The sequence below is a fragment of the Parvimonas sp. D2 genome (genome assembly GCF_035282635.1).
Classification (GTDB): domain Bacteria; phylum Bacillota; class Clostridia; order Tissierellales; family Peptoniphilaceae; genus Parvimonas.
Map to the genome: position 1 here is coordinate 148,672 of NZ_JAYKBO010000002.1, position 18,918 is coordinate 167,589.

Consider the following 18,918-nt stretch of genomic DNA (forward strand, 5'->3'; position numbering starts at 1 on the left):
ATTCTAAAAATATTTTTGATGTATTTTCGATACATTTACTTTTGCTAAAGCAAAAGTATGAGATTTCCTAAAGCTTTTTTATTAAGAAATTATGTTTTTAGGTCCTATTGAGCCATTTTCTTTTTATATAATCAAAATTACTAATATTTGACTGTTGACTTTTTACTTTAATTATATTATATATTATAGTGTAAGAATAAATAGAAGGGAGATTTAGTTATGGATTTGCTAATAAAAAAATTGACTAACAGTATTATTCAAATTATTGCATTTTCACTAATACCATTTTTATGGTGGTTAGTTACTTCAAGAAAAAAGATGAGTTTTTTTGAATGGATTGGATTAAAGAAAGTAAAAAATTTAAAAGAAAATAAACTTTTTACATGGATTCTTATGGTAATAGTTTTAGTTTCAATTTTCTCAGTGTTTATCTTCTATATACTTAAAAATGTGAATGTTGCATATTCTGAGTATACAGGATTAGGAATTAAGGCTTTGCCTTCAATATTAGTTTATGCATTTTTTAACACTTCTTTTCCTGAAGAAATATTATTTAGAGGTTTTCTTTTAAAAAGAATTGGAAATAAATTTGGATTTACAGTAGGGAATCTAATTCAAGCACTATTATTTGGTTGTATTCACGGAATTTTGTTTTTCTCTGTTGTTGGAATTTTAAAAAGCATTATAATAACATTGTTTACAGGAATGATTGGTTGGATAATTGGTTACATAAACGAAAGAAAAGCTGGAGGCTCAATATTACTAGGTTGGGGAATGCATGCATTTTTCAATACTGTTTCGGGTATCTGTTATGCTTTTTTAGTATAATAGTATAATTTATAGGAGGAGTTAAAAAACAATGGAAAATATACAGGAAAAAAAGTGGTATGATAATGTCTTGTGGATTTGTATAATAAGTTATGCAATTATATATATTACTCAAATTGTTGGAGGATGGATTACACCTAGATTACTTAGACTATTATTTACATCTGGATTGTTCAAAGCTAATGAATTTAGTTATACATTTATTATGTATATTCTATCCATTTATATATGGTTTGGAGTTCTTTTTGTATTGTTCGTTTTTAAGAGCAATCATTATATAATCGATAAAATAACAACTAAGACTAAAGGAAATACTATAGCATATTTATTTTTAGGATTATTATTAGGCTTTGTGTTAAATGGATTTTGCGCTTTAATTGCTATGATAAATGGAGATTTTCCTTTACGATTTAGTCTGTTTGAAATGTTTCCTGCAATTGGCTTGCTATTTGCTGTTTTTGTTCAATCTTCGGCGGAAGAGCTTTTATGCAGAGGCTTTATGTATCAAAGATTATTAAAATCTACTAACTGTCCAGCTTTTGTTATCATATTCAATTCATTATTCTTTGCAGCTTTACATTTGTTCAATAATGGAATGTCTATTTTGCCATTTTACTGTATATTTATTTTTGGAGTTTTCGCATCCATGATTATATATTATTTTGACAGTTTATGGATGGCAATGGGATTGCATGCAATGTGGAATTTTACTCAAAGCATATTACTTGGATTACCAAATAGTGGAAATAATGTTCCATATTCAATTTTTAAAATTGGAGGTTCAGTAAAAGGAAGTTTTGCTTATAATCCAACATTTGGACTAGAGGGAACAATCTTATCATCTGTTTTGATGACAATTTGTTGTTTGGCATTATATCTTTGGAAATCAAAGAAAAATAAAGAAGGAGTAGTTTTAAATTAACAATTAATAAAGTTTAGCTTTTAAGATAAAATAATTTTTTCTTAAATACTAAACTTTTTTTGTTGACTTTTTGTATTATCTGTATTATAATATATAATACAAGGAGATGAGAGAAATGTTTTTTATTGATACTTTGTCTGAAGTTCCTATTTACACTCAGATTTGTAATGGAATCATCAAAGAAATTGCAGAGGGAAATTTAAAAAATGGAGATGAATTACCATCTGTTAGACAGCTTGCAAAAGATTTTGGAATAAATCCTATGACTGTAAATAAGGCTTATGGAATTTTAAAAAGTGAAAATATTATAGAGATTGACAGACGTGTAGGTTCAATTGTATATGTTAGGTGCACGGAAAAAAATATTGAAAACATAAAAGAGAATTTACAAAATTTAATTAATGAGGTTAAGATGAGAAAGCTTGGAAAAGAGTTCTTGCTTCAGCTTATAGAAAGGAGTTTTTAGTATGATTTACGATTTTATTTTGATTGGATGTCTATGGATGATTTTTGCTATAAGTTATTTTTCTCAAAAGAAAGGATTTTCTTATAATAATGGGAAAATTTTACTTACTACAATTCCTATAAATGAGGTAGATAGTCAGAAAGTTCAAGAGATTAGAAAAAATGGTTTAAAGAGTTTTAAATTACTTCATTTAGTGTTTTTTATAATTTCATTTTCCCTATTATTTACTAATACTGATATAGAAATTATACTCCTTCTTGGAATATTATTTGCTTATTTAATTTCAATTGGGGTGTTATCAGATAAATATATAAAACAAATGAGAAAATTAAAAAAGGAAAAGAACTTTGCGAGTTTTACGAGAAAGTATGTTGACATAACAGTTAATAGAGAAATTGATAAGCAAAAACTTCCTATTTTAGTATGGTTAATTCCTTTGTTGGTTTTTATTGGAGGATTTTCTATTTTTGGAACTTTTGCTGATATGGAATTAATTTTGTTTATAAGTTTAGCTACAACATTAGTAGCAATGATATTTATTGGACTTTTTTGGAGAAAGACTAGGATATCAGTTATAAGCGATGATAGAGAGAAAAATTTAAATATAAATAAAATGAAAATTATAAAATTTCAAAATAAAGTTTTTACTTTGGTAAATTTATATTCTGTTTTATTTTTAGTTTTAATATATTTACAAAAAATGGATAAATACTCTTTTCTTCCTTTTGTGGGATATATCATTTTTACTACATTATTCTTATTTTATCTTATATATACAATTAATAAAATTGACAGAGAAATAAGTAGTAATATTGAAGATGATAAATTTATTGAGGATCAAGATGAGTACTATGACATTTTTGGATATAAAAATCCTAATGATCCAAGACTTTTAGTATCTGACCCGATGAATAGTAGTAGTACAGTTATTAATCGAGGAAATAAAAAAGGGAAAATATTATTTGCTTTTACTAATATGCTTATCGCATTTGTAATTATATTAGCGCTAGCGCTAATTTTTGAAAAAGAATGGAAAGTTGAAATTTCTGATACTGTTAAGATTTCAACAATGCTTTATAAAGATAATATAAAATCTAGCGATATTGAAAATTTAGAATTGCTTAATAAATTTCCTAATAAAAGAGCTGTTAGGATGAATGGTGGAGCTACTAAAGAAAAATCTTATGGTAATTTCTCTTTAGAGGGAGAAGGAAATGTTAGGCTTTATGTTTTCAACAAAACAGATAAGGTCATAAAGATAAGCAGAAAAAATGAAAAAACAGTTTATATTAATATGAGAACAAATGAAGAAACCGAAGAACTTTTTGAAAAGTTGAAGAATTTTGTGGATAAATAGGAGGAAATTATGGACTTTTTAAGAGAACATTTTTTAATTTTATTGCCAATTATTATTATAAATATAACATTATTAGTAGTTGCACTAAGACATTGTTTAAAACATCAAAATTATAGATGTGGAAATAGATTGATATGGATTTGTGTGATAATTCTTATTCAAACTATTGGACCTATTTCATATTTTGTATTTGGAAGTGAAGAATAATGAATATTTTAACTGTAAATAGTTTAAGAAAAACTTTTAATGGAAATGATGTTATCAAAGATTTGACTTTTAGTATCAAAGAAAAACAGATTTTTGGATTTCTAGGGAAAAATGGTGCTGGAAAAACAACCACTATGAAAATCATTTTAGGCTTTTTAAAAGCTGATTGTGGGGAGATTTTAGTTTTTGATGAAAAAGTCCATTTTGGAAATACGAAAACTAATAGATTTATTGGATATTTGCCTGATGTTCCGGAATTCTATGATTATATGACTTCAAAAGAATACCTTAATTTATGTGGAGAAATCACGGGATTATCAAAATCAGAAATTAAAGAAAGAACTGAAGAAATGTTAAATTTAGTTGGCTTAAAAGACGAGAATAAAAGGATTGGAAAATTTTCAAGAGGCATGAAACAACGTCTTGGAATTGCTCAGGCTTTGTTTAATAGACCTAAATTACTAATCTGCGATGAGCCGACTTCAGCTTTAGATCCAATCGGTAGAAAAGAAATTTTGGATATACTATTAAAGATTAAGGAGCATACAACGGTCTTATTCTCAACTCATATCCTACAAGATGTTGAAAGAGTTTGTGATGAGTTTTTGATATTGAATGAAGGTGTTAATTGTTTAAATGGAAATATATCCGACATCAAAAATATGGGATTAAAAGATAAAATTTCAGTAGAATTTTTTAATATTGAAGATAGGGATTTATTTTTAAATAAATTTGAAACTAATAATATTAAAGTTGAGTTAAAGGATTGCTCTGTGATATTTTCTTCTTTTGAAAATTTGAAATATATAGAAAATAGAATATTTAAAACTGTTTTGGATAATAATTTGCTTATTGGTAGCTACAATATAATTAAGCCTTCATTAGAAGATTTATTTATAGAGGTGATAAAATGAAAGTATTTATAGCATTGTTAAAGAAAGAATATCTTGAAAGTGTTAGAAATAAAAAATTATTTATAATGTCTTTTATATTTTTATTTCTTGGTATTCTAGGTCCTGTTACAGCAAAAATATCTCCTGAAATTTTAAAATCATTTTTAGGAGAAGAACTAGCTAAAGGGCTTCAAGAGCCTACATTTATTGATTCATGGGCACAGTTTTTTAAAAATGTAACTCAACTTGGCTTTATATTTATAGCTATAATTTTCAGTAATTATATAGTAAATGAGTTTTCTAAAAAAACATTAGTAAATTTAGTTGCAAAGGGATTACCTAGATTTCAGATAGTAATTTCTAAAATGATTTTTGCTTCTTTACTATGGACAGTATCTTTCATTATTTACTGTTTAATCTTTAATATATATACAGTTTATATATTTAAAGAAAATGTTGAGATATTACTTGAAATAAAAGCATCAATCCCAATTTGGATATTTGGAATATTTTTAATAATCTTGGAATGTTTTGCAGGTTTTGTGTTTAGAAATACTGTAGGTGCTTTATCAACTTTAGTTATAACAGTTGCATTACAATTTTTACTTGGAATGTATGATAAAATAGCTAAGTTTTTACCAATGTTTTTAATCTCGGACAATATTAATTTCATTAAGGGAAGTATGTCATTTTCGGATTATAAATACTCAATTATAACTACAATATTACTTACAATTTTGATGATTTTTACATCTATTTTTGTATTAAATAGAAAAGAAATTTAAAAATGCATTGTCTATTTGACAATGCATTTTTTAAATTATTTTAACAGTTCTAATATATGTTTTTCAATATCTTTTGGTTCAGTTTGCGGAGCAAATCTTGAAACGACATTTCCATTTTTATCTATAAGAAATTTTGTGAAATTCCATTTTATTTTATTTCCCAAAAGACCAGATTTTTTTGCTTTTAAAAACTTATATAATGGGTGAGTGTCTTTTCCGTTAACTTCTATTTTTTCAAACATAGGGAAAGTTACTCCGTAGTTCATACTACAAAATGTTTTAATTTCTTGATTAGATCCAGAATCTTGATTTTTAAATTGATTACAAGGGAATCCTAAAACTACAAAATCCTTATTCTTATATTCGTCATATAATTTTTGTAATCCCTCAAATTGAGGAGTAAAACCACAACTGCTAGCTGTATTTACTATAAGTAAAACTTTGTTTTTAAATTCTTCCATTGAAACTTCATTTCCGTCAATGTCATTTACTTTAAAATCATAAATATTCATTTCTACCTCCGATAATATGTATAAGATATATTTATTTTAATACCCTTAAAATAATAATAACAAACATAAATCAACTTATTTTAATAAGAAAAATTTAATATAAATAAATATTTTTAATAATTTTATAATTATTAAAAGAGAAATATCGAAAAATAAACAACTTTTATAAATTGTTTAAAATAAAAAGTTAATTTGAATGTTTATTAAATGAATTGAATAAAATATTTGACTTTTTTATGCTTTTATAGTACAATAATACTCGTATTTTATAATAAACGATGAAGAGGATGGAGCTTGTGAATTAACTCAGAGAGATAGTGTCAGGTGCAAACTATTTTATGAAGCAAACTCGTATCAACTTGGAGTTTTTTGGTTAATCCCGTTAAAGATTTTTGAGTGATTTAAGATTTTTTTAATCTTAAATAATTTGGGTGGTAACACGGAAAAATTTCGTCCCTAAGATTTTATCTTAGGGATTTTTTTATAGAAAAAATGGAGGTATATATGGCAAAGTTTAGAGAACTTTCAAAAGAGTCCGTTAAGGATAGAGAAATGAAAATATCTGATTATTGGAATGAGATAGATTTGTTGCATGAATCTGTAAATTCAAGAGAGGGACATGATAATTATATTTTTTATGATGGTCCTCCTACAGCAAATGGTAAACCTGGTATTCACCATGTTATAAGTCGTACTTTAAAGGATATGACTTGTAGATATAAAACCATGAAAGGTTTTAAGGTAAAGAGAAAAGCAGGTTGGGATACTCATGGGCTACCTGTTGAAATTGAAGTTGAAAAGAAATTAGGACTTACAAGTAAAAAAGATATTGAAAATTATGGAGTAGAAAAATTCTGTAAGGAATGTAGAGATTCTGTTTTCGTTTATGAAAGTAAATGGAGAGAAATGTCTGAAAGAATGGCTTTCTTGGCGGATATGAACAATCCTTATATCACTCTTAATAATAACTATATTGAATCAGTTTGGAATCTTTTAGATGAGATTTTTAAAAAAGGTTTAATGTATGAGGGAGCAAAGATTCTACCATATTGTCCACGTTGTGGAACTGGTCTTGCATCTCACGAAGTAGCTCAAGGTTATGAAATGATTAAGACTACAACAGTTTATGCAAAGTTTAAGAAGAAAGACGAAGATGCTTATTTTATTGCTTGGACAACAACACCTTGGACTCTTCCTTCAAATGTTGCTTTGACTGTTAATCCTAATGTAACTTATGTTAAGGTAAAATATAAAGATGAATTTTTCTATTTAGCTGAAAATCTAGCAACTAAAGTTTTAGGAGAAGATTATGAAGTTGTAGAAAAATTTTTAGGAAAAGATATGGAATATTGGGAATATGAACAACTTATTCCTGAAATTGAAACTAAACAAAAAGCATTTTTTGTAACTCTTGCTGATTATGTAACAGTAGAAGACGGTACTGGTATTGTTCATACTGCTCCAGCATTTGGGGAAGATGACTATCAAACAGGAAGAAGATACAATCTTCCTTTGATTAATCCTGTTAATGAAGAAGGAAAATTCAGCACTACAAGATATGAAGGTAGACCTGTTATGGAATGTGATGCTGATATTATCACATATCTTTTTGAAAATAATAAGGCATTGAAAAAACAAAAGGTTGAACATAATTATCCACATTGTTGGAGATGTCATACACCTTTAATTTATTATTCAAAACCATCTTGGTATATTGAAGTTACTAAATATAAAGATAAATTAATTGAAAATGCAAAGGTTGTAAATTTCTATCCTGACTTTGTTGGAGAAAAGAGATTTGCAAACTGGCTTGAAAACTTAAATGACTGGGCAATTAGCCGTTCAAGATATTGGGGAACTCCTTTTAATGTTTGGAAATGTGATTGTGGACATTGTACAAGTGTTGGTTCAAGAAAAGAATTAGCTGAAAGAAGTATAGAAGATATTGATGAAAATATTGAATTGCATAGACCTTATGTTGATAATGTTCATTTAAAATGTGAAAAATGCGGTGGCACAATGACAAGAGAAAAAGACGTTATCGACGTTTGGTTTGACTCCGGAGCAATGCCTTTCGCACAACATCATTATCCTTTTGAAAATAAAGAAAACTTTGGAGAATTATTCCCTGCAGATTTCATTAGTGAAGGAATTGACCAAACTCGTGGATGGTTCTATTCATTACTTGCAATTTCAACATTAATAACTGGAAAATCTCCATATAAAAATGTTTTGGTAAATGATTTAATTTTGGATAAAGATGGCAAAAAGATGAGCAAATCTCGTGGAAATACAATTGATCCGATTGAATTATTTGATAAATACGGTGCAGACGCAGTGAGATTTTATTCACTTTATGTTTCACCACCTTGGGTTCCAACTAGATTTGACGTTGAAGGACTTAGAGAAATTGAAAGTAAATTCTTCAGATCTTTCAAGAATACTTACAATTTCTTCCAACTTTATTCTGGAACAGATGACATAGATCCAAGAGAGTTCTTTGTAGAGTATAATAAGAGACCTGAAATAGACAGATGGATACTATCTCGTTACAATAATCTTTTGAAAATGTATAATGAAAATATGGATAAATTTGAAGTTACAAAGGTTGTTCGTGCAATTTCTGATTTTGTAATTGAAGATTTATCAAATTGGTATATCAGAAGAAATAGAAGAAGATTTTGGAATACAGAAGTTGATGATGATAAAAAAGCTGTCTACAATACAACTTATGAAATTTTACTTGGAATTTCAAAGATTATTGCACCTATTACGCCTTTTGTTGCAGAAGAAATGTATCGTAATTTAACTGACAAGAAGAGTGTTCATTTAGATTTCATTCCTGAATGTGATGAAAGTCTAATTGATGAAGCATTGGAAGAAAAAATGGATATCGTTAGAAATCTTGTAACAATTGGCCGTGCAAGTCGTGAAAAAGTTAAGATTAAAGTTAGACAACCACTTTCTGAAATAGTTGTTGATTTTGATTTAAAAGAAAAAATTGGCGATTTAGAAGAATTGATTAAGGAAGAACTTAATGTTAAAAAAGTTGTATTCGAAAAAGATTTATCAGGCTTTATGAATTATATGTTAAAACCGGATTTCAAAGTTTGTGGTAAAATTTTAGGAGCTAAAATTAAAGAATTTGGAAAATTCTTAAATGAAATAAATCCAAAAGAATTTTTAGAAAAACTTGAAAAAGAATCTGTTTTTGTAAATCTAAATGGAGAAGAAACTGAAATCTTAAAAGAATATGTTGATGTAAAAGTTAGTGCAAAAGAAGGCTTTGACGTTACTATGGAAAATAATCTTTTCGTAATTTTAGACACAACTTTAACTGATGAATTGCTTGACGAAGGCTTTGCAAGAGAAGTAATTTCAAAAATACAACAAATGAGAAAATCTGCTGATTTTGATGTTCTTGATGAAATTAGAATAAAATGTGCATGTTCAGAAAGATTGAAAAAAGCAGTTGAAAACTACAAAGAATTTATAATGAAAGAAACTTTAGGTGTTGAATTGACTTTTGTTGACAATTTGAATACAGAGGAAGTTGATTTTAATGGAGAAGTTGGAAAATTATTTGTAGAAAGAGTATAATAAAAAACATTGAAAAACAACGGGTAAAAATCCGTTGTTTTTTTGGTGCAAAAATAGGAAATAGAAAAAGCACAGAAATTCTGTGCTTTAATTTAAATTTTTTATAAGTTTTCTCTAAATAGAGGCATACTCATACATCTTGGACCTCCACGTCCTCTAGATAATTCACCTGAATCAATCTTATGAAGTTTTACTCCTTTTTCTTCAAGTAATTGATTTGTTATAGTATTTCTATCATAAACGATAGCTTCTCTAGGTGCTATAGCTAAAGTGTTATATCCGTCAGACCATTGTTCTCTATGAGTATCTAAAAGTCCGCCTTTTCCTTCACGGATAAAGTCAATTTTATCAACATGTAGATACTTTTTTAATACAACTTCTATATCAGTTGATTCAACTTCAACTTTTATTTTTCCATCAACTAATTTTAGTGAATAAATCTCTAATGTCTTTTCAATTTCAGGGTGTAGAGTGAATAAATCTCTATCAACTGAAGTTAAAACAGTATCAAGATGCATAAAAGCTCTGTTGTTTGGAATTACCAAAGCTAATACGGTTTTTACTCCATTTTCATCTTCAAGAAGTCTTTTCGCAATAGTTTCAATAGCCATTGGTGTTGAACGTTGAGAAACACCGATAGCAACAACATCTTCAGATAAAACTAAAATATCTCCGCCTTCAATTGAAGGAATATCTGTTCTATCATACCATTTTTTAATTCCTTTAAATTCTTTATGATGTTCAAATATTTGTTTTCCAAAAAGAGTTTCTCTTCTTCTTGTAACGGACCACATTGTATGAAGACTTACTCCGTCTTTAATGAATGAAAAAGGATCTCTTGTAAAATACAAATTAGGAAGTGGTTTTGAAATGAAAAAATCATTCTTTGAAATAAGTTCGCTTAAAGTTGAAGGTTCTTTCAAATCTACTTCGTTTTTTCTAACACCTTCCATCATTTTTAAAACTAATTCCTTATTGTCTTTGATAGAAAATAAATATTCTTTTAATAATCTTTTTTCGTTTTCTACATGCACATCTGCATTATCAAGGAATTCTTCAATAAAAGCAGTTCTTATACCGTCATCATAAAGACTTTCAGCACACAAATCTTCAAGATAGAACACTTCACATCCATTTTGTCTAAAAATGTTTGCAAACATATCATGTTCTTTTTGTGCATTATCCAAAAACGGAATTTCATCAAAAAGAAGCTCATCAAGTAAATAAGGTGTCAAGTTTAAAAGTTCTTTATGAGGTCTGTGAAGTAAAACTGATTTTAATTTTCCAATTTCAGAATTTACATTAATTTTCATAGCTCCCTCCTTAAACTTATTAAATATATTATAACAGATAAAATATTTAAAGACAATACATTTTTATAGATATATTGACAAATACGAAACAAAGTTTTACATTTTCTGTATTATATTTTTTTTGTAAGTTTAAATAATAAATAAAATATATTTTATTTGAAAAAAAAGTAAATTTATTACGTGAAAACAATTAGCAAAGTAATGCTACTAACACGTCATCTCGACCGAAATGAAGGGGAAGTGAAACTAGCCCTAACTTTGATTATTTACTTGTAAATAGAATAAACTAGTTAACGTCAAAATACTTAGCAAAGTAAATCTCCTAATACGTCATCTCGAGCGTAGACAATCTAGCCCTAACTTTGATTATTTACTTGTAAATAGAATAAACTAATTCACGTGAAAACAATTAGCAAAGTAAAGCCCTTAAAACGTCATCTCGAGCGAAGTCGAGAGATCTCATACTTTTGCTTTAGCAAAAGTAAATGTATCGAAGATACATACAAAAATTATTGTAGAATTTCTTTCAGAAATACTATTGCTTATAACTAAGCAATAGTTGAGATTTCTCCACTTCACTTCGCGTTGCTTCGTTACGGTCGAAATGACGGGTAAGGAAGTACCCTCGTTTAATAGTTTACCGTTAATAGTAAAACAGCTTTTGATTTATAAAAAAATTTTAACATACAAAAAAACTCAGGTCAAAGTAGTTAGAAAAGTAATGCCCCTAATTCGTCATCTCAACCGAAGTGAAACGGAGTGGAGAGATCTCATACTTTTGCTTTAGCAAAAGTAAATGTATCGAAGATACATAAAAAATATTTTAGAATTTCTTTCAGAAATACTATTGCTTGTAAATAATCTATAGTAGGTCTGACGCAAAGATTGTCCAAATTTTGATTTGGATACAATCGACTGTGGAGATTTCATACTTTTGTTTACAAGTAAACAAAAGTAAAATGTGTCATAGACACATTTCTACTCACAAAAAAACTGACTACCATTGCAGTCAGTTTATAATTCGTGTTTATGATTTTTCTTAATTTATTTTTATCTGTATGTTTTTTTTATTCTTGTAGTTAAAACTAAAAGTGCAACAAATGTAATTCCCATTTGGATTAAATTTGGCAATGTTCTTGAAACAACATAGTACCAAAATCCTTTACCTCTTGTTACAGAAAGCCAAAAGCTGTCTAAAAAGATTGTAACAACAAAAGAAAGAATACAAATAAGTGCAACTTTTAAAGTTATAGAAAGTTTACTTTCTTTTTCAATATTTTTTCCAAGTATAAGTCCTGGGAAAAATCCCATTATCATATTTGTAAACATATATCCCGGAAAATACATTCCAGGAGAACCTAAGGTCATGAAATATATCAATGGATCAGAAGCACCACCGATTATAGTTCCAAGTGTAGGCCCTAATAATATACCAGAAAATAGCATCGGTATAAATCTAAGTGTTATTCTTCCACTTCTAGGTGGGAATAAATAAATATTTTGATAAGACAAAATAACTGTTAAAGCTATCATAAGTCCTGCGATAGCTAATTGTGTGGTTGTAAACCTATTTTTTTTCATTTTTCTCCTTTCAAAAATCAATGCCAACAGTGGATGCGAAAACTAACCACGAGAAATCTCTTCGTTTACAAGCAACATCCCATCTTGTAACACTTAATGCAAGTTTCCTACTCTGCCTAAAAAAATAGGCTACTATTGGTATCACACGAATACTATAATATTTTATAAGATTTTTAGAATAAAGTCAAGATTGAAACAGTAAACAAAAAATTATAAGTTGTTTTTCTATTATAATTTGTAAATTTTGAGTATTTATGGTAAAATATCACTTGTGAGAAAATATATTTTTTAGATAGAGGTGAGTTATGGGATTTTTTAGTGATATTTTTAATTCTTCTTCAAAGAGAGTTAAAAAGATAAATCCAATCGTAGACAAAATAATGTCTTACGAAGAAAAATATTCAAAATTAACAGATGATGAACTTAGAAATAATACAGAAATATTTAAAACTAGATTAGCAAATGGAGAAACTTTAGACGATATTTTACCTGAAGCTTTTGCAACAGTTAGAGAAGCGGCTTATAGAGTTTTAGGTATGAAACATTATAGAGTACAGTTAATTGGTGGGGTTGTTCTTCACGAAGGAAGAATTGCCGAAATGAAAACAGGTGAAGGAAAAACTTTAGTTGCAACTTTACCTTCATATTTAAATGCTCTTACAGGTAAGGGTGTTCATATAGTAACAGTAAATGATTACCTTGCAAAGAGAGATAAAGAGTGGATGGGTAAAATTCACGAATTTTTAGGGTTAAAAGTTGGTTGTATTTTACATGGTCTTACAAATGATGAAAGACGTGAAAACTACAATTGTGATATTACTTACGGAACTAACTCAGAATTTGGTTTCGACTACCTTAGAGATAATATGGTTGTTTACAAGGAAGAACTTGTTCAAAGGGGACTTAATTATGCAATCGTCGACGAAGTTGACTCGATTTTAATCGACGAAGCTAGAACTCCACTTATTATTTCAGGTGAAGGAGATCAATCAACTGATTTATATGCACTTGCTGATAGATTTGTAAAGAGTTTAAAGGGAAGAATTGCAGACCCAAGTGAAGAAAATGAAGACTTTTACAACAGAGAACTTAGAGAAGAAACTGTTGATTTTGTAGTTAATGAAAAACATAAAACTGCAAACTTAACTGAAATAGGTACTGAAAAAGCAGAAGAATTTTTTGGACTTGTAAATCTTTCAGATCCAGTTAATATGGAAGTAGCACATCATATAAACCAAGCATTAAAAGCTAACAATACAATGCAAAGAGATGTTGACTATGTTGTAAGTGAAGATGGAGAAATCCTAATCGTAGATGAATTTACTGGACGTATAATGGAAGGTAGAAGATACAGTGAAGGACTTCACCAAGCTATTGAAGCTAAAGAGGGTGTTGAAATCAAGTCTGAATCTAGAACTCTTGCAACAATCACTTACCAAAATTACTTCAGAATGTATGAAAAACTTGCTGGTATGACAGGAACTGCAAAGACTGAAGAAGATGAATTTAATGAAATTTATCACATGGACGTTATTGAAATTCCAACAAATAAACCAGTTATAAGAATAGATCATCATGATAGAGTTTATTTAACTGAAGAAGCTAAATTCAAAGCAATTGTTGAAGAAATAGAAAGAATTCATTCAACAGGACAACCTGTACTTGTTGGTACAATTTCAATTGAAATTTCTGAATTACTAAGTGCAATGCTTAAGAAAAAAAGAATAGAACATGATGTATTGAATGCTAAATTCCATGCAAGAGAAGCTGAAATAGTTGCCCAAGCTGGGGTTTATGGTAAAGTTACAATTGCGACAAACATGGCAGGCCGTGGTACCGATATTCTTTTAGGTGGTAATCCTGACTTTATGGCTAAACATGAAATGAAGAAAAAAGGAACACCACAATATGTTTTAGATAATTTAGATGCTTTCTGGGAAACTGATGATGAAGAAATCTTAAAAGCTAGAGAAGAATTTAAAAAATTGTATGAAAAATATAAAGCTCAAACCGATGAAAATGCTAAAAAAGTAATTGAAGCTGGTGGACTTTTCATTGTAGGTACTGAAAGACATGAATCAAGACGTATCGACAATCAGTTGAGAGGACGTGCTGGTCGTCAAGGAGACCCTGGTGAATCAAGATTTTTCGTTTCACTTACAGATAACTTAATGCGTCTATTCGGTGGAGAAGCTATTCAAAGATTTGCTATGAATAGAAATTATGACCCAGACGAAGTGTTAGAATTTAAATCTGTTACTAGAGGAATTGAAAGATCTCAAGAAAGAGTTGAAGCAAATAACTTTGGTATCAGAAAGAATGTATTAAAATATGATGACGTTATGAATGTTCAAAGAAATGTAATTTACAAAGAAAGACGTGCAGTTCTTGACGGAGCAGATATGAAAGATACTATTCAAGAAATGTTAATTGAATTCATAGATGCAACTGTTGAACAATATTCTAACGGAAAAAATATTGAATTAAATGATTTGAAAATGGCAATTGAAAATGCATATTTACCACATGGTATCTTGAATTTTGAAGAAATGAAAGGACTAAACAAACAAGAATTAAAATCTTACATTACTGATGTTTCTCAAAAATTCTATGCTGAAAAAGAAGAACAAATCGGTGAAGAACAAATGAGAGAAATCGAAAGAGTAATTATGCTTATGGTTGTCGATAGAAAATGGATGGATCATATAGATGCTATGGATCAATTAAGACAAGGTATCGGAATAAGATCTTATGGACAACAAGACCCTGTAAGAGCATACGGAGCAGAAGGCTTTGAAATGTTTAACGAAATGAATGAATCAATCAAAGTAGACGTTCTAAAAGGATTATTCAACATTCAACCTGCAGGAGCTGAAATCGAAAGAGAAAGAGCTGCAAAAGAAGTTTCTACAAATGTTCAAGACGAACAAACAACAGTTGTTAAAGGAAAACAAGTTGGAAGAAATGACCCATGTCCTTGCGGAAGTGGTAAAAAATATAAAAAATGTTGTGGAAGAAATAAATAGATAAGTTAGAGGAAAGAGTGAAGTTATTTCGCTCTTTTCTGCTAATAGAAAGGAAATATATGTCAAGAAGAAAGAAAAAATATATAGAGGGAGTAATTGAAAAAGTTAATTTTCCAAATATGTCTGAATTTACTTTTGAAGATAAAAAAGTAAATTTCAAAGGTGGTATTGAAGGACAAAAAGTTTCTGTAGTTGTTGGAAGAAAAAGAAAAAAACATATGGAAGCAAAACTTTTGGAAATTTTAGAAAAAAGTCAACTTGAAACAAATCCAACTTGTCCAAACTATTTGGAATGTGGAGGTTGTAGCTATCAAAGTGTTCCCTATGAATACGAACTTAAACTAAAACAAAGACAGATAAAGGAACTTTTTGAAGATGTATATTCAGAAGAACCTGAAATATTTGAAAGTCCATTAAAAACTGCATATAGAAACAAAATGGAATACACTTTTGCCGATATGTATAAAGACAGTCCAATAATGCTTGGCATGCATAAAAAGAATAGATTTTATGAAGTTGTAGATACGAAAGAATGTAATTTAGTACATAGAGATTTTGAAATAATAAGAAATGCAATTATCGACTTTGTAAGAGAAAAAAATATTCCGTTTGTTAAAAAGAGAACTCACGAGGGACTCTTAAGACATTTAATCATTCGTTATGCACTGACAACCGGAGAAATAATGGTTAATATCGTAACTACAACACAAAGCGAATTTGATAAAAAGAGTTTTGTAGATATACTTTTAGGATTGAAACTTGAAGGGAAAATAAAATCAATTGTGCATACTGAAAACGACTCACTTGCAGATGCAGTTGTTCCTGAAAAAATAAATATAATTTTTGGAAAAGAATACATAACAGAAAAAATATTTGACTTGGAATTTAAAGTAACACCATTTTCATTCTTCCAACCAAATGTATTTGGAGCAATAAATCTATACTCAAAAGCAATTGAACTCTGTGGAGACATAGAAAATAAAGTAGTCTTTGACCTATATTCAGGAACGGGAACAATAGGGCAAATTGTAGCTAGAAAAGCAAAAGCAGTCTATGGAATTGAAATCGTAGACGAAGCAGTTGAAAGTGCAAACAAATCTGCAAAAGAAAATGGACTAACAAATTGTACTTTCATAGCCGGAGATGTCTTAGAAGAAATTGAAAACAGAAAAGAAATGGTAGATGTAATCATCGTAGATCCACCAAGAGACGGAATAAACCAAAAAGCATTGGAAAAAATAATCTCTTGCGGTGCAAAAACAATGGTATACATTTCTTGCAACCCAAAAACACAAAAAAGAGATGTTCAAATTCTACTTGAAAATGGCTACGAACTAAAAACATTAAAAATCTTTAACCAATTCCCAAGAACAGTTCATTGTGAGACAGTTGCGTTATTGTCCAAGCTTAATTAAGGGAAACATTATATTAGTAAACTACATCTCTATATCTTGAGGATGAGATGTGTAATTATAGTATGGATTTAAAGAAGATCATTGCTAAAAATGAGAAAGAAGGATATTATGCGAGAAATGAGAATTATTCAAACATTGACAGAGTATCAAATGATTAAAGAGAAAGAGAAGTTTAGTTTATTTTTGTTTGGTTCACAGGCTTGTGCTCCGTGCAAAGCACTTAAGGAAAAAATTACAATTTGGAGTGGGACACATCCTCAAGTGTTCACTGGCTATGTATCAATAGAGAATAATATTTCACTTGCAGCACAAGAAAACATTCTGGGAGCACCTGCAGTACTAGCTTTTGTTGAAGGGAAAGAAGCAATACGAAAAATTGGATATTTCAGCCTTGAAGAAGTGTTTACCGCATTGGATAGATATATATCATACAGTGATTAAAGTAAGCCAAACTTATTTTGTTATCAAAGAAATTATCAGAATTAAAGAAAAAAGTTAATATTTGATAAATTGTTTATTAAGATTTGGAGGTTTGTAGATGCATATATTGGAATTATATCAAAATAATTATTCAAAAGATTTAGTAGTATTTGATTCTTTAGAAGAAGGAAAAGACTTTGTATCAAAAATACCTGGATATACTATAGAAAAAGAAGATAATATAGAATATGAATATTTTAATCCTAAAAACATACCTGATTATATGGAAATTATCTATAATGAAAATATTGTACCGCTATCCAGATTTATGTTTGATTCTGAAGAGAATGTTGAAATTGTTTGGAAAGAAATTTCCAATCTATCAGTTAAAAAAGATAAAATTATAGATGGATATTCAAAAATAGATGCCTATGTAATTAACAATGAAGAAGTAAAAGCATATATAAAAGAAAGAGAAACTAAATACAACATGATAAAAGATTTCTTAGAAACAAATGGCTATGAAGTAGATAGAAGCTTTTTCAGAAGTGAAGATGGCGAAGCAATTATATACAGAAAAAAAGAAACCAAAGATTGGCACTTCCTATGCCACTTAGATCCATCATTTTTAGATATAGAAAATTTAGATGGATATGTTAATGAAATAATAGAGGATTTGTTGTAAGGAATTGAAGAGGATATAAAAAATTTTTAATGAATAGTTTATTGTGAGTTTAAGGTGTTGTTGGAGAGTAGATGTAAATTAATAAAAAATTAAAAATTTCAAGTGTATTAAAAAGTTGTACATAGAATTGTGAGGTGTTTTATTTTGATTTTCTATAAAGATATTTATGAATATAATATTTTTATAATGAAGGATATTATTAAAAAATATGGAACAAATGAATATGCGTGGAGATTATTTAAGTCCTTTTACAAAGATCCTGATGGATTTTGTATTAATGAAAAAGGATTCGAATATAAGAATGGAATTAAGTGTACTGCAGATGCTGTTTTATCAATTAATAGAATTTATGAACACGAAGGATTTAATAGCGAATTTGTTGAGACTTTTATCACTTATAGAAAAACGTCAATTTTGTTTTTTCCTAGTGAAAGAAAAGGAATTAACACTTCTAGATATCGCGTATTTGGAGATAGAATAGATTATACACTATTTGATTTAAAACAGTTTTTTGAGAATAAAGAATGTAAACTAAAATCAGCTTATGAATTGCCAAAAACTAAAAAGTGGTTGGAGTCTTTTAAAAATTTTGGAGAAATGATTGAATACTTTCAAATTAAAGGGATTTTTACTGATGAGGATAATAATATATTTGACTTGAAAAAAAATAATGGAGATATAATCAACGATTATTGTAATTCATATAATAAACATTGGGAAGAAATATATTATAAAAATGTTAAAGAAAAAATAAATATTTTTTTAAAAAATGTAAATAATAAGCTAACAACGATAAAGTAAAGTTTAATAGGTTGAAGAATCTTTTAATTTGATAAATTTCTAAAAATAACAATAATATATGACTATAAATACTCTTTGTAATATTGTTTAATTGTTAGTTATGGAGA

Annotated in this window: 16 protein-coding genes and 1 riboswitch; of the genes, 13 read left to right on the forward strand and 3 right to left on the reverse strand. The window is 28.3% G+C overall.

Features of this window, described 5'->3' with window-relative positions; translation table 11 throughout:
* The first annotated feature begins 219 nt into the window (after positions 1 to 219).
* The 7 genes from VJI77_RS03295 (at position 220) to VJI77_RS03325 (ending at position 5,458) form a co-directional block, all read left to right on the forward strand.
* Entirely contained in the window at positions 220 to 828 is a 609-nt protein-coding gene (locus tag VJI77_RS03295; protein WP_323988260.1) for a CPBP family intramembrane glutamic endopeptidase, read from the forward strand.
* A 31-nt stretch (positions 829 to 859) separates the two neighbouring features.
* Positions 860 to 1,750 carry a CPBP family intramembrane glutamic endopeptidase gene (locus tag VJI77_RS03300; protein WP_323988262.1) on the forward strand — a complete coding sequence of 297 codons (891 nt, stop codon included), beginning with the start codon at positions 860 to 862 and terminating at the stop codon, positions 1,748 to 1,750.
* Between the two features lie 115 nt (positions 1,751 to 1,865).
* Positions 1,866 to 2,216, forward strand: coding sequence for a GntR family transcriptional regulator (locus tag VJI77_RS03305; protein WP_323988263.1), 351 nt, complete (start codon positions 1,866 to 1,868; stop codon positions 2,214 to 2,216).
* Position 2,217: 1 nt separating this feature from the next.
* On the forward strand, positions 2,218 to 3,573 hold the full coding sequence (locus tag VJI77_RS03310; protein ID WP_323988264.1) for a hypothetical protein: 1,356 nt from the start codon (positions 2,218 to 2,220) through the stop codon (positions 3,571 to 3,573).
* A 9-nt stretch (positions 3,574 to 3,582) separates the two neighbouring features.
* Complete coding sequence (locus tag VJI77_RS03315; protein ID WP_009448946.1) at positions 3,583 to 3,780, forward strand: PLD nuclease N-terminal domain-containing protein; 198 nt, start codon at positions 3,583 to 3,585, stop codon at positions 3,778 to 3,780.
* Complete coding sequence (locus VJI77_RS03320) at positions 3,780 to 4,694, forward strand: ABC transporter ATP-binding protein (RefSeq protein WP_323988265.1); 915 nt, start codon at positions 3,780 to 3,782, stop codon at positions 4,692 to 4,694. Before VJI77_RS03315 ends, VJI77_RS03320 begins: the two co-directional genes overlap by 1 nt.
* On the forward strand, positions 4,691 to 5,458 hold the full coding sequence (locus tag VJI77_RS03325) for an ABC transporter permease subunit (RefSeq protein WP_323988266.1): 768 nt from the start codon (positions 4,691 to 4,693) through the stop codon (positions 5,456 to 5,458). Before VJI77_RS03320 ends, VJI77_RS03325 begins: the two co-directional genes overlap by 4 nt.
* A 35-nt stretch (positions 5,459 to 5,493) precedes the next feature.
* Here the strand turns inward: VJI77_RS03325 and VJI77_RS03330 are convergent, their stop codons facing one another.
* Complete coding sequence (locus VJI77_RS03330; protein WP_323988267.1) at positions 5,494 to 5,970, reverse strand: glutathione peroxidase; 477 nt, start codon at positions 5,968 to 5,970, stop codon at positions 5,494 to 5,496.
* Between the two features lie 504 nt (positions 5,971 to 6,474).
* Between VJI77_RS03330 and ileS the strand changes: the two genes are divergently transcribed.
* Entirely contained in the window at positions 6,475 to 9,570 is a 3,096-nt protein-coding gene (ileS, locus tag VJI77_RS03335; RefSeq protein ID WP_323988268.1) for an isoleucine--tRNA ligase, read from the forward strand.
* A gap of 101 nt (positions 9,571 to 9,671) precedes the next feature.
* On the opposite strand, the gene VJI77_RS03340 is transcribed toward ileS, so the two are convergent.
* Together VJI77_RS03340 and VJI77_RS03345 are read right to left on the reverse strand one after the other, a co-directional pair.
* Positions 9,672 to 10,883: an arginine deiminase gene (locus VJI77_RS03340; RefSeq protein ID WP_323988270.1), complete on the reverse strand. Its 1,212-nt coding sequence runs from the start codon at positions 10,881 to 10,883 to the stop codon at positions 9,672 to 9,674.
* Between the two features lie 1,050 nt (positions 10,884 to 11,933).
* Positions 11,934 to 12,464, reverse strand: a complete 531-nt coding sequence (locus VJI77_RS03345; protein WP_323988271.1) for a folate family ECF transporter S component — start codon at positions 12,462 to 12,464, stop codon at positions 11,934 to 11,936.
* A 25-nt stretch (positions 12,465 to 12,489) separates the two neighbouring features.
* A riboswitch (THF riboswitch) is annotated at positions 12,490 to 12,581 on the reverse strand.
* A 188-nt stretch (positions 12,582 to 12,769) separates the two neighbouring features.
* On the opposite strand from VJI77_RS03345, the gene secA reads away from it, so the two are divergent.
* The 5 genes from secA to VJI77_RS03370 all read left to right on the forward strand — a co-directional run bounded on the left by secA (position 12,770) and on the right by VJI77_RS03370 (position 18,811).
* Positions 12,770 to 15,490: a preprotein translocase subunit SecA gene (gene secA, locus VJI77_RS03350; RefSeq protein ID WP_323988272.1), complete on the forward strand. Its 2,721-nt coding sequence runs from the start codon at positions 12,770 to 12,772 to the stop codon at positions 15,488 to 15,490.
* A 59-nt stretch (positions 15,491 to 15,549) separates the two neighbouring features.
* The gene (gene rlmD, locus VJI77_RS03355) at positions 15,550 to 16,905 is read left to right on the forward strand and encodes a 23S rRNA (uracil(1939)-C(5))-methyltransferase RlmD (protein ID WP_323988273.1); all 1,356 of its coding nucleotides are present in this window, start codon (positions 15,550 to 15,552) and stop codon (positions 16,903 to 16,905) included.
* A gap of 150 nt (positions 16,906 to 17,055) precedes the next feature.
* Entirely contained in the window at positions 17,056 to 17,346 is a 291-nt protein-coding gene (locus VJI77_RS03360; protein WP_323988274.1) for a thioredoxin family protein, read from the forward strand.
* Positions 17,347 to 17,443: 97 nt separating this feature from the next.
* Positions 17,444 to 18,010, forward strand: coding sequence for a hypothetical protein (locus tag VJI77_RS03365; RefSeq protein ID WP_323988275.1), 567 nt, complete (start codon positions 17,444 to 17,446; stop codon positions 18,008 to 18,010).
* A 144-nt stretch (positions 18,011 to 18,154) separates the two neighbouring features.
* Complete coding sequence (locus VJI77_RS03370; protein WP_323988276.1) at positions 18,155 to 18,811, forward strand: DUF6994 family protein; 657 nt, start codon at positions 18,155 to 18,157, stop codon at positions 18,809 to 18,811.
* Positions 18,812 to 18,918: the final 107 nt, after the last annotated feature.

Excerpts from the sequence above, each read along its gene's own strand:
- VJI77_RS03295 (WP_323988260.1), top strand. The coding sequence starts at position 220 with ATGGATTTGCTAATAAAAAAATTGACTAACAGTATTATTCAAATTATT.
- VJI77_RS03300 (WP_323988262.1), top strand. The coding sequence starts at position 860 with ATGGAAAATATACAGGAAAAAAAGTGGTATGATAATGTCTTGTGGATT.
- VJI77_RS03305 (WP_323988263.1), top strand. The coding sequence starts at position 1,866 with ATGTTTTTTATTGATACTTTGTCTGAAGTTCCTATTTACACTCAGATT.
- VJI77_RS03310 (WP_323988264.1), top strand. The coding sequence starts at position 2,218 with ATGATTTACGATTTTATTTTGATTGGATGTCTATGGATGATTTTTGCT.
- VJI77_RS03315 (WP_009448946.1), top strand. The coding sequence starts at position 3,583 with ATGGACTTTTTAAGAGAACATTTTTTAATTTTATTGCCAATTATTATT.
- VJI77_RS03320 (WP_323988265.1), top strand. The coding sequence starts at position 3,780 with ATGAATATTTTAACTGTAAATAGTTTAAGAAAAACTTTTAATGGAAAT.
- VJI77_RS03325 (WP_323988266.1), top strand. The coding sequence starts at position 4,691 with ATGAAAGTATTTATAGCATTGTTAAAGAAAGAATATCTTGAAAGTGTT.
- VJI77_RS03330 (WP_323988267.1), bottom strand. The coding sequence starts at position 5,970 with ATGAATATTTATGATTTTAAAGTAAATGACATTGACGGAAATGAAGTT.
- ileS (WP_323988268.1), top strand. The coding sequence starts at position 6,475 with ATGGCAAAGTTTAGAGAACTTTCAAAAGAGTCCGTTAAGGATAGAGAA.
- VJI77_RS03340 (WP_323988270.1), bottom strand. The coding sequence starts at position 10,883 with ATGAAAATTAATGTAAATTCTGAAATTGGAAAATTAAAATCAGTTTTA.
- VJI77_RS03345 (WP_323988271.1), bottom strand. The coding sequence starts at position 12,464 with ATGAAAAAAAATAGGTTTACAACCACACAATTAGCTATCGCAGGACTT.
- secA (WP_323988272.1), top strand. The coding sequence starts at position 12,770 with ATGGGATTTTTTAGTGATATTTTTAATTCTTCTTCAAAGAGAGTTAAA.
- rlmD (WP_323988273.1), top strand. The coding sequence starts at position 15,550 with ATGTCAAGAAGAAAGAAAAAATATATAGAGGGAGTAATTGAAAAAGTT.
- VJI77_RS03360 (WP_323988274.1), top strand. The coding sequence starts at position 17,056 with ATGATTAAAGAGAAAGAGAAGTTTAGTTTATTTTTGTTTGGTTCACAG.
- VJI77_RS03365 (WP_323988275.1), top strand. The coding sequence starts at position 17,444 with ATGCATATATTGGAATTATATCAAAATAATTATTCAAAAGATTTAGTA.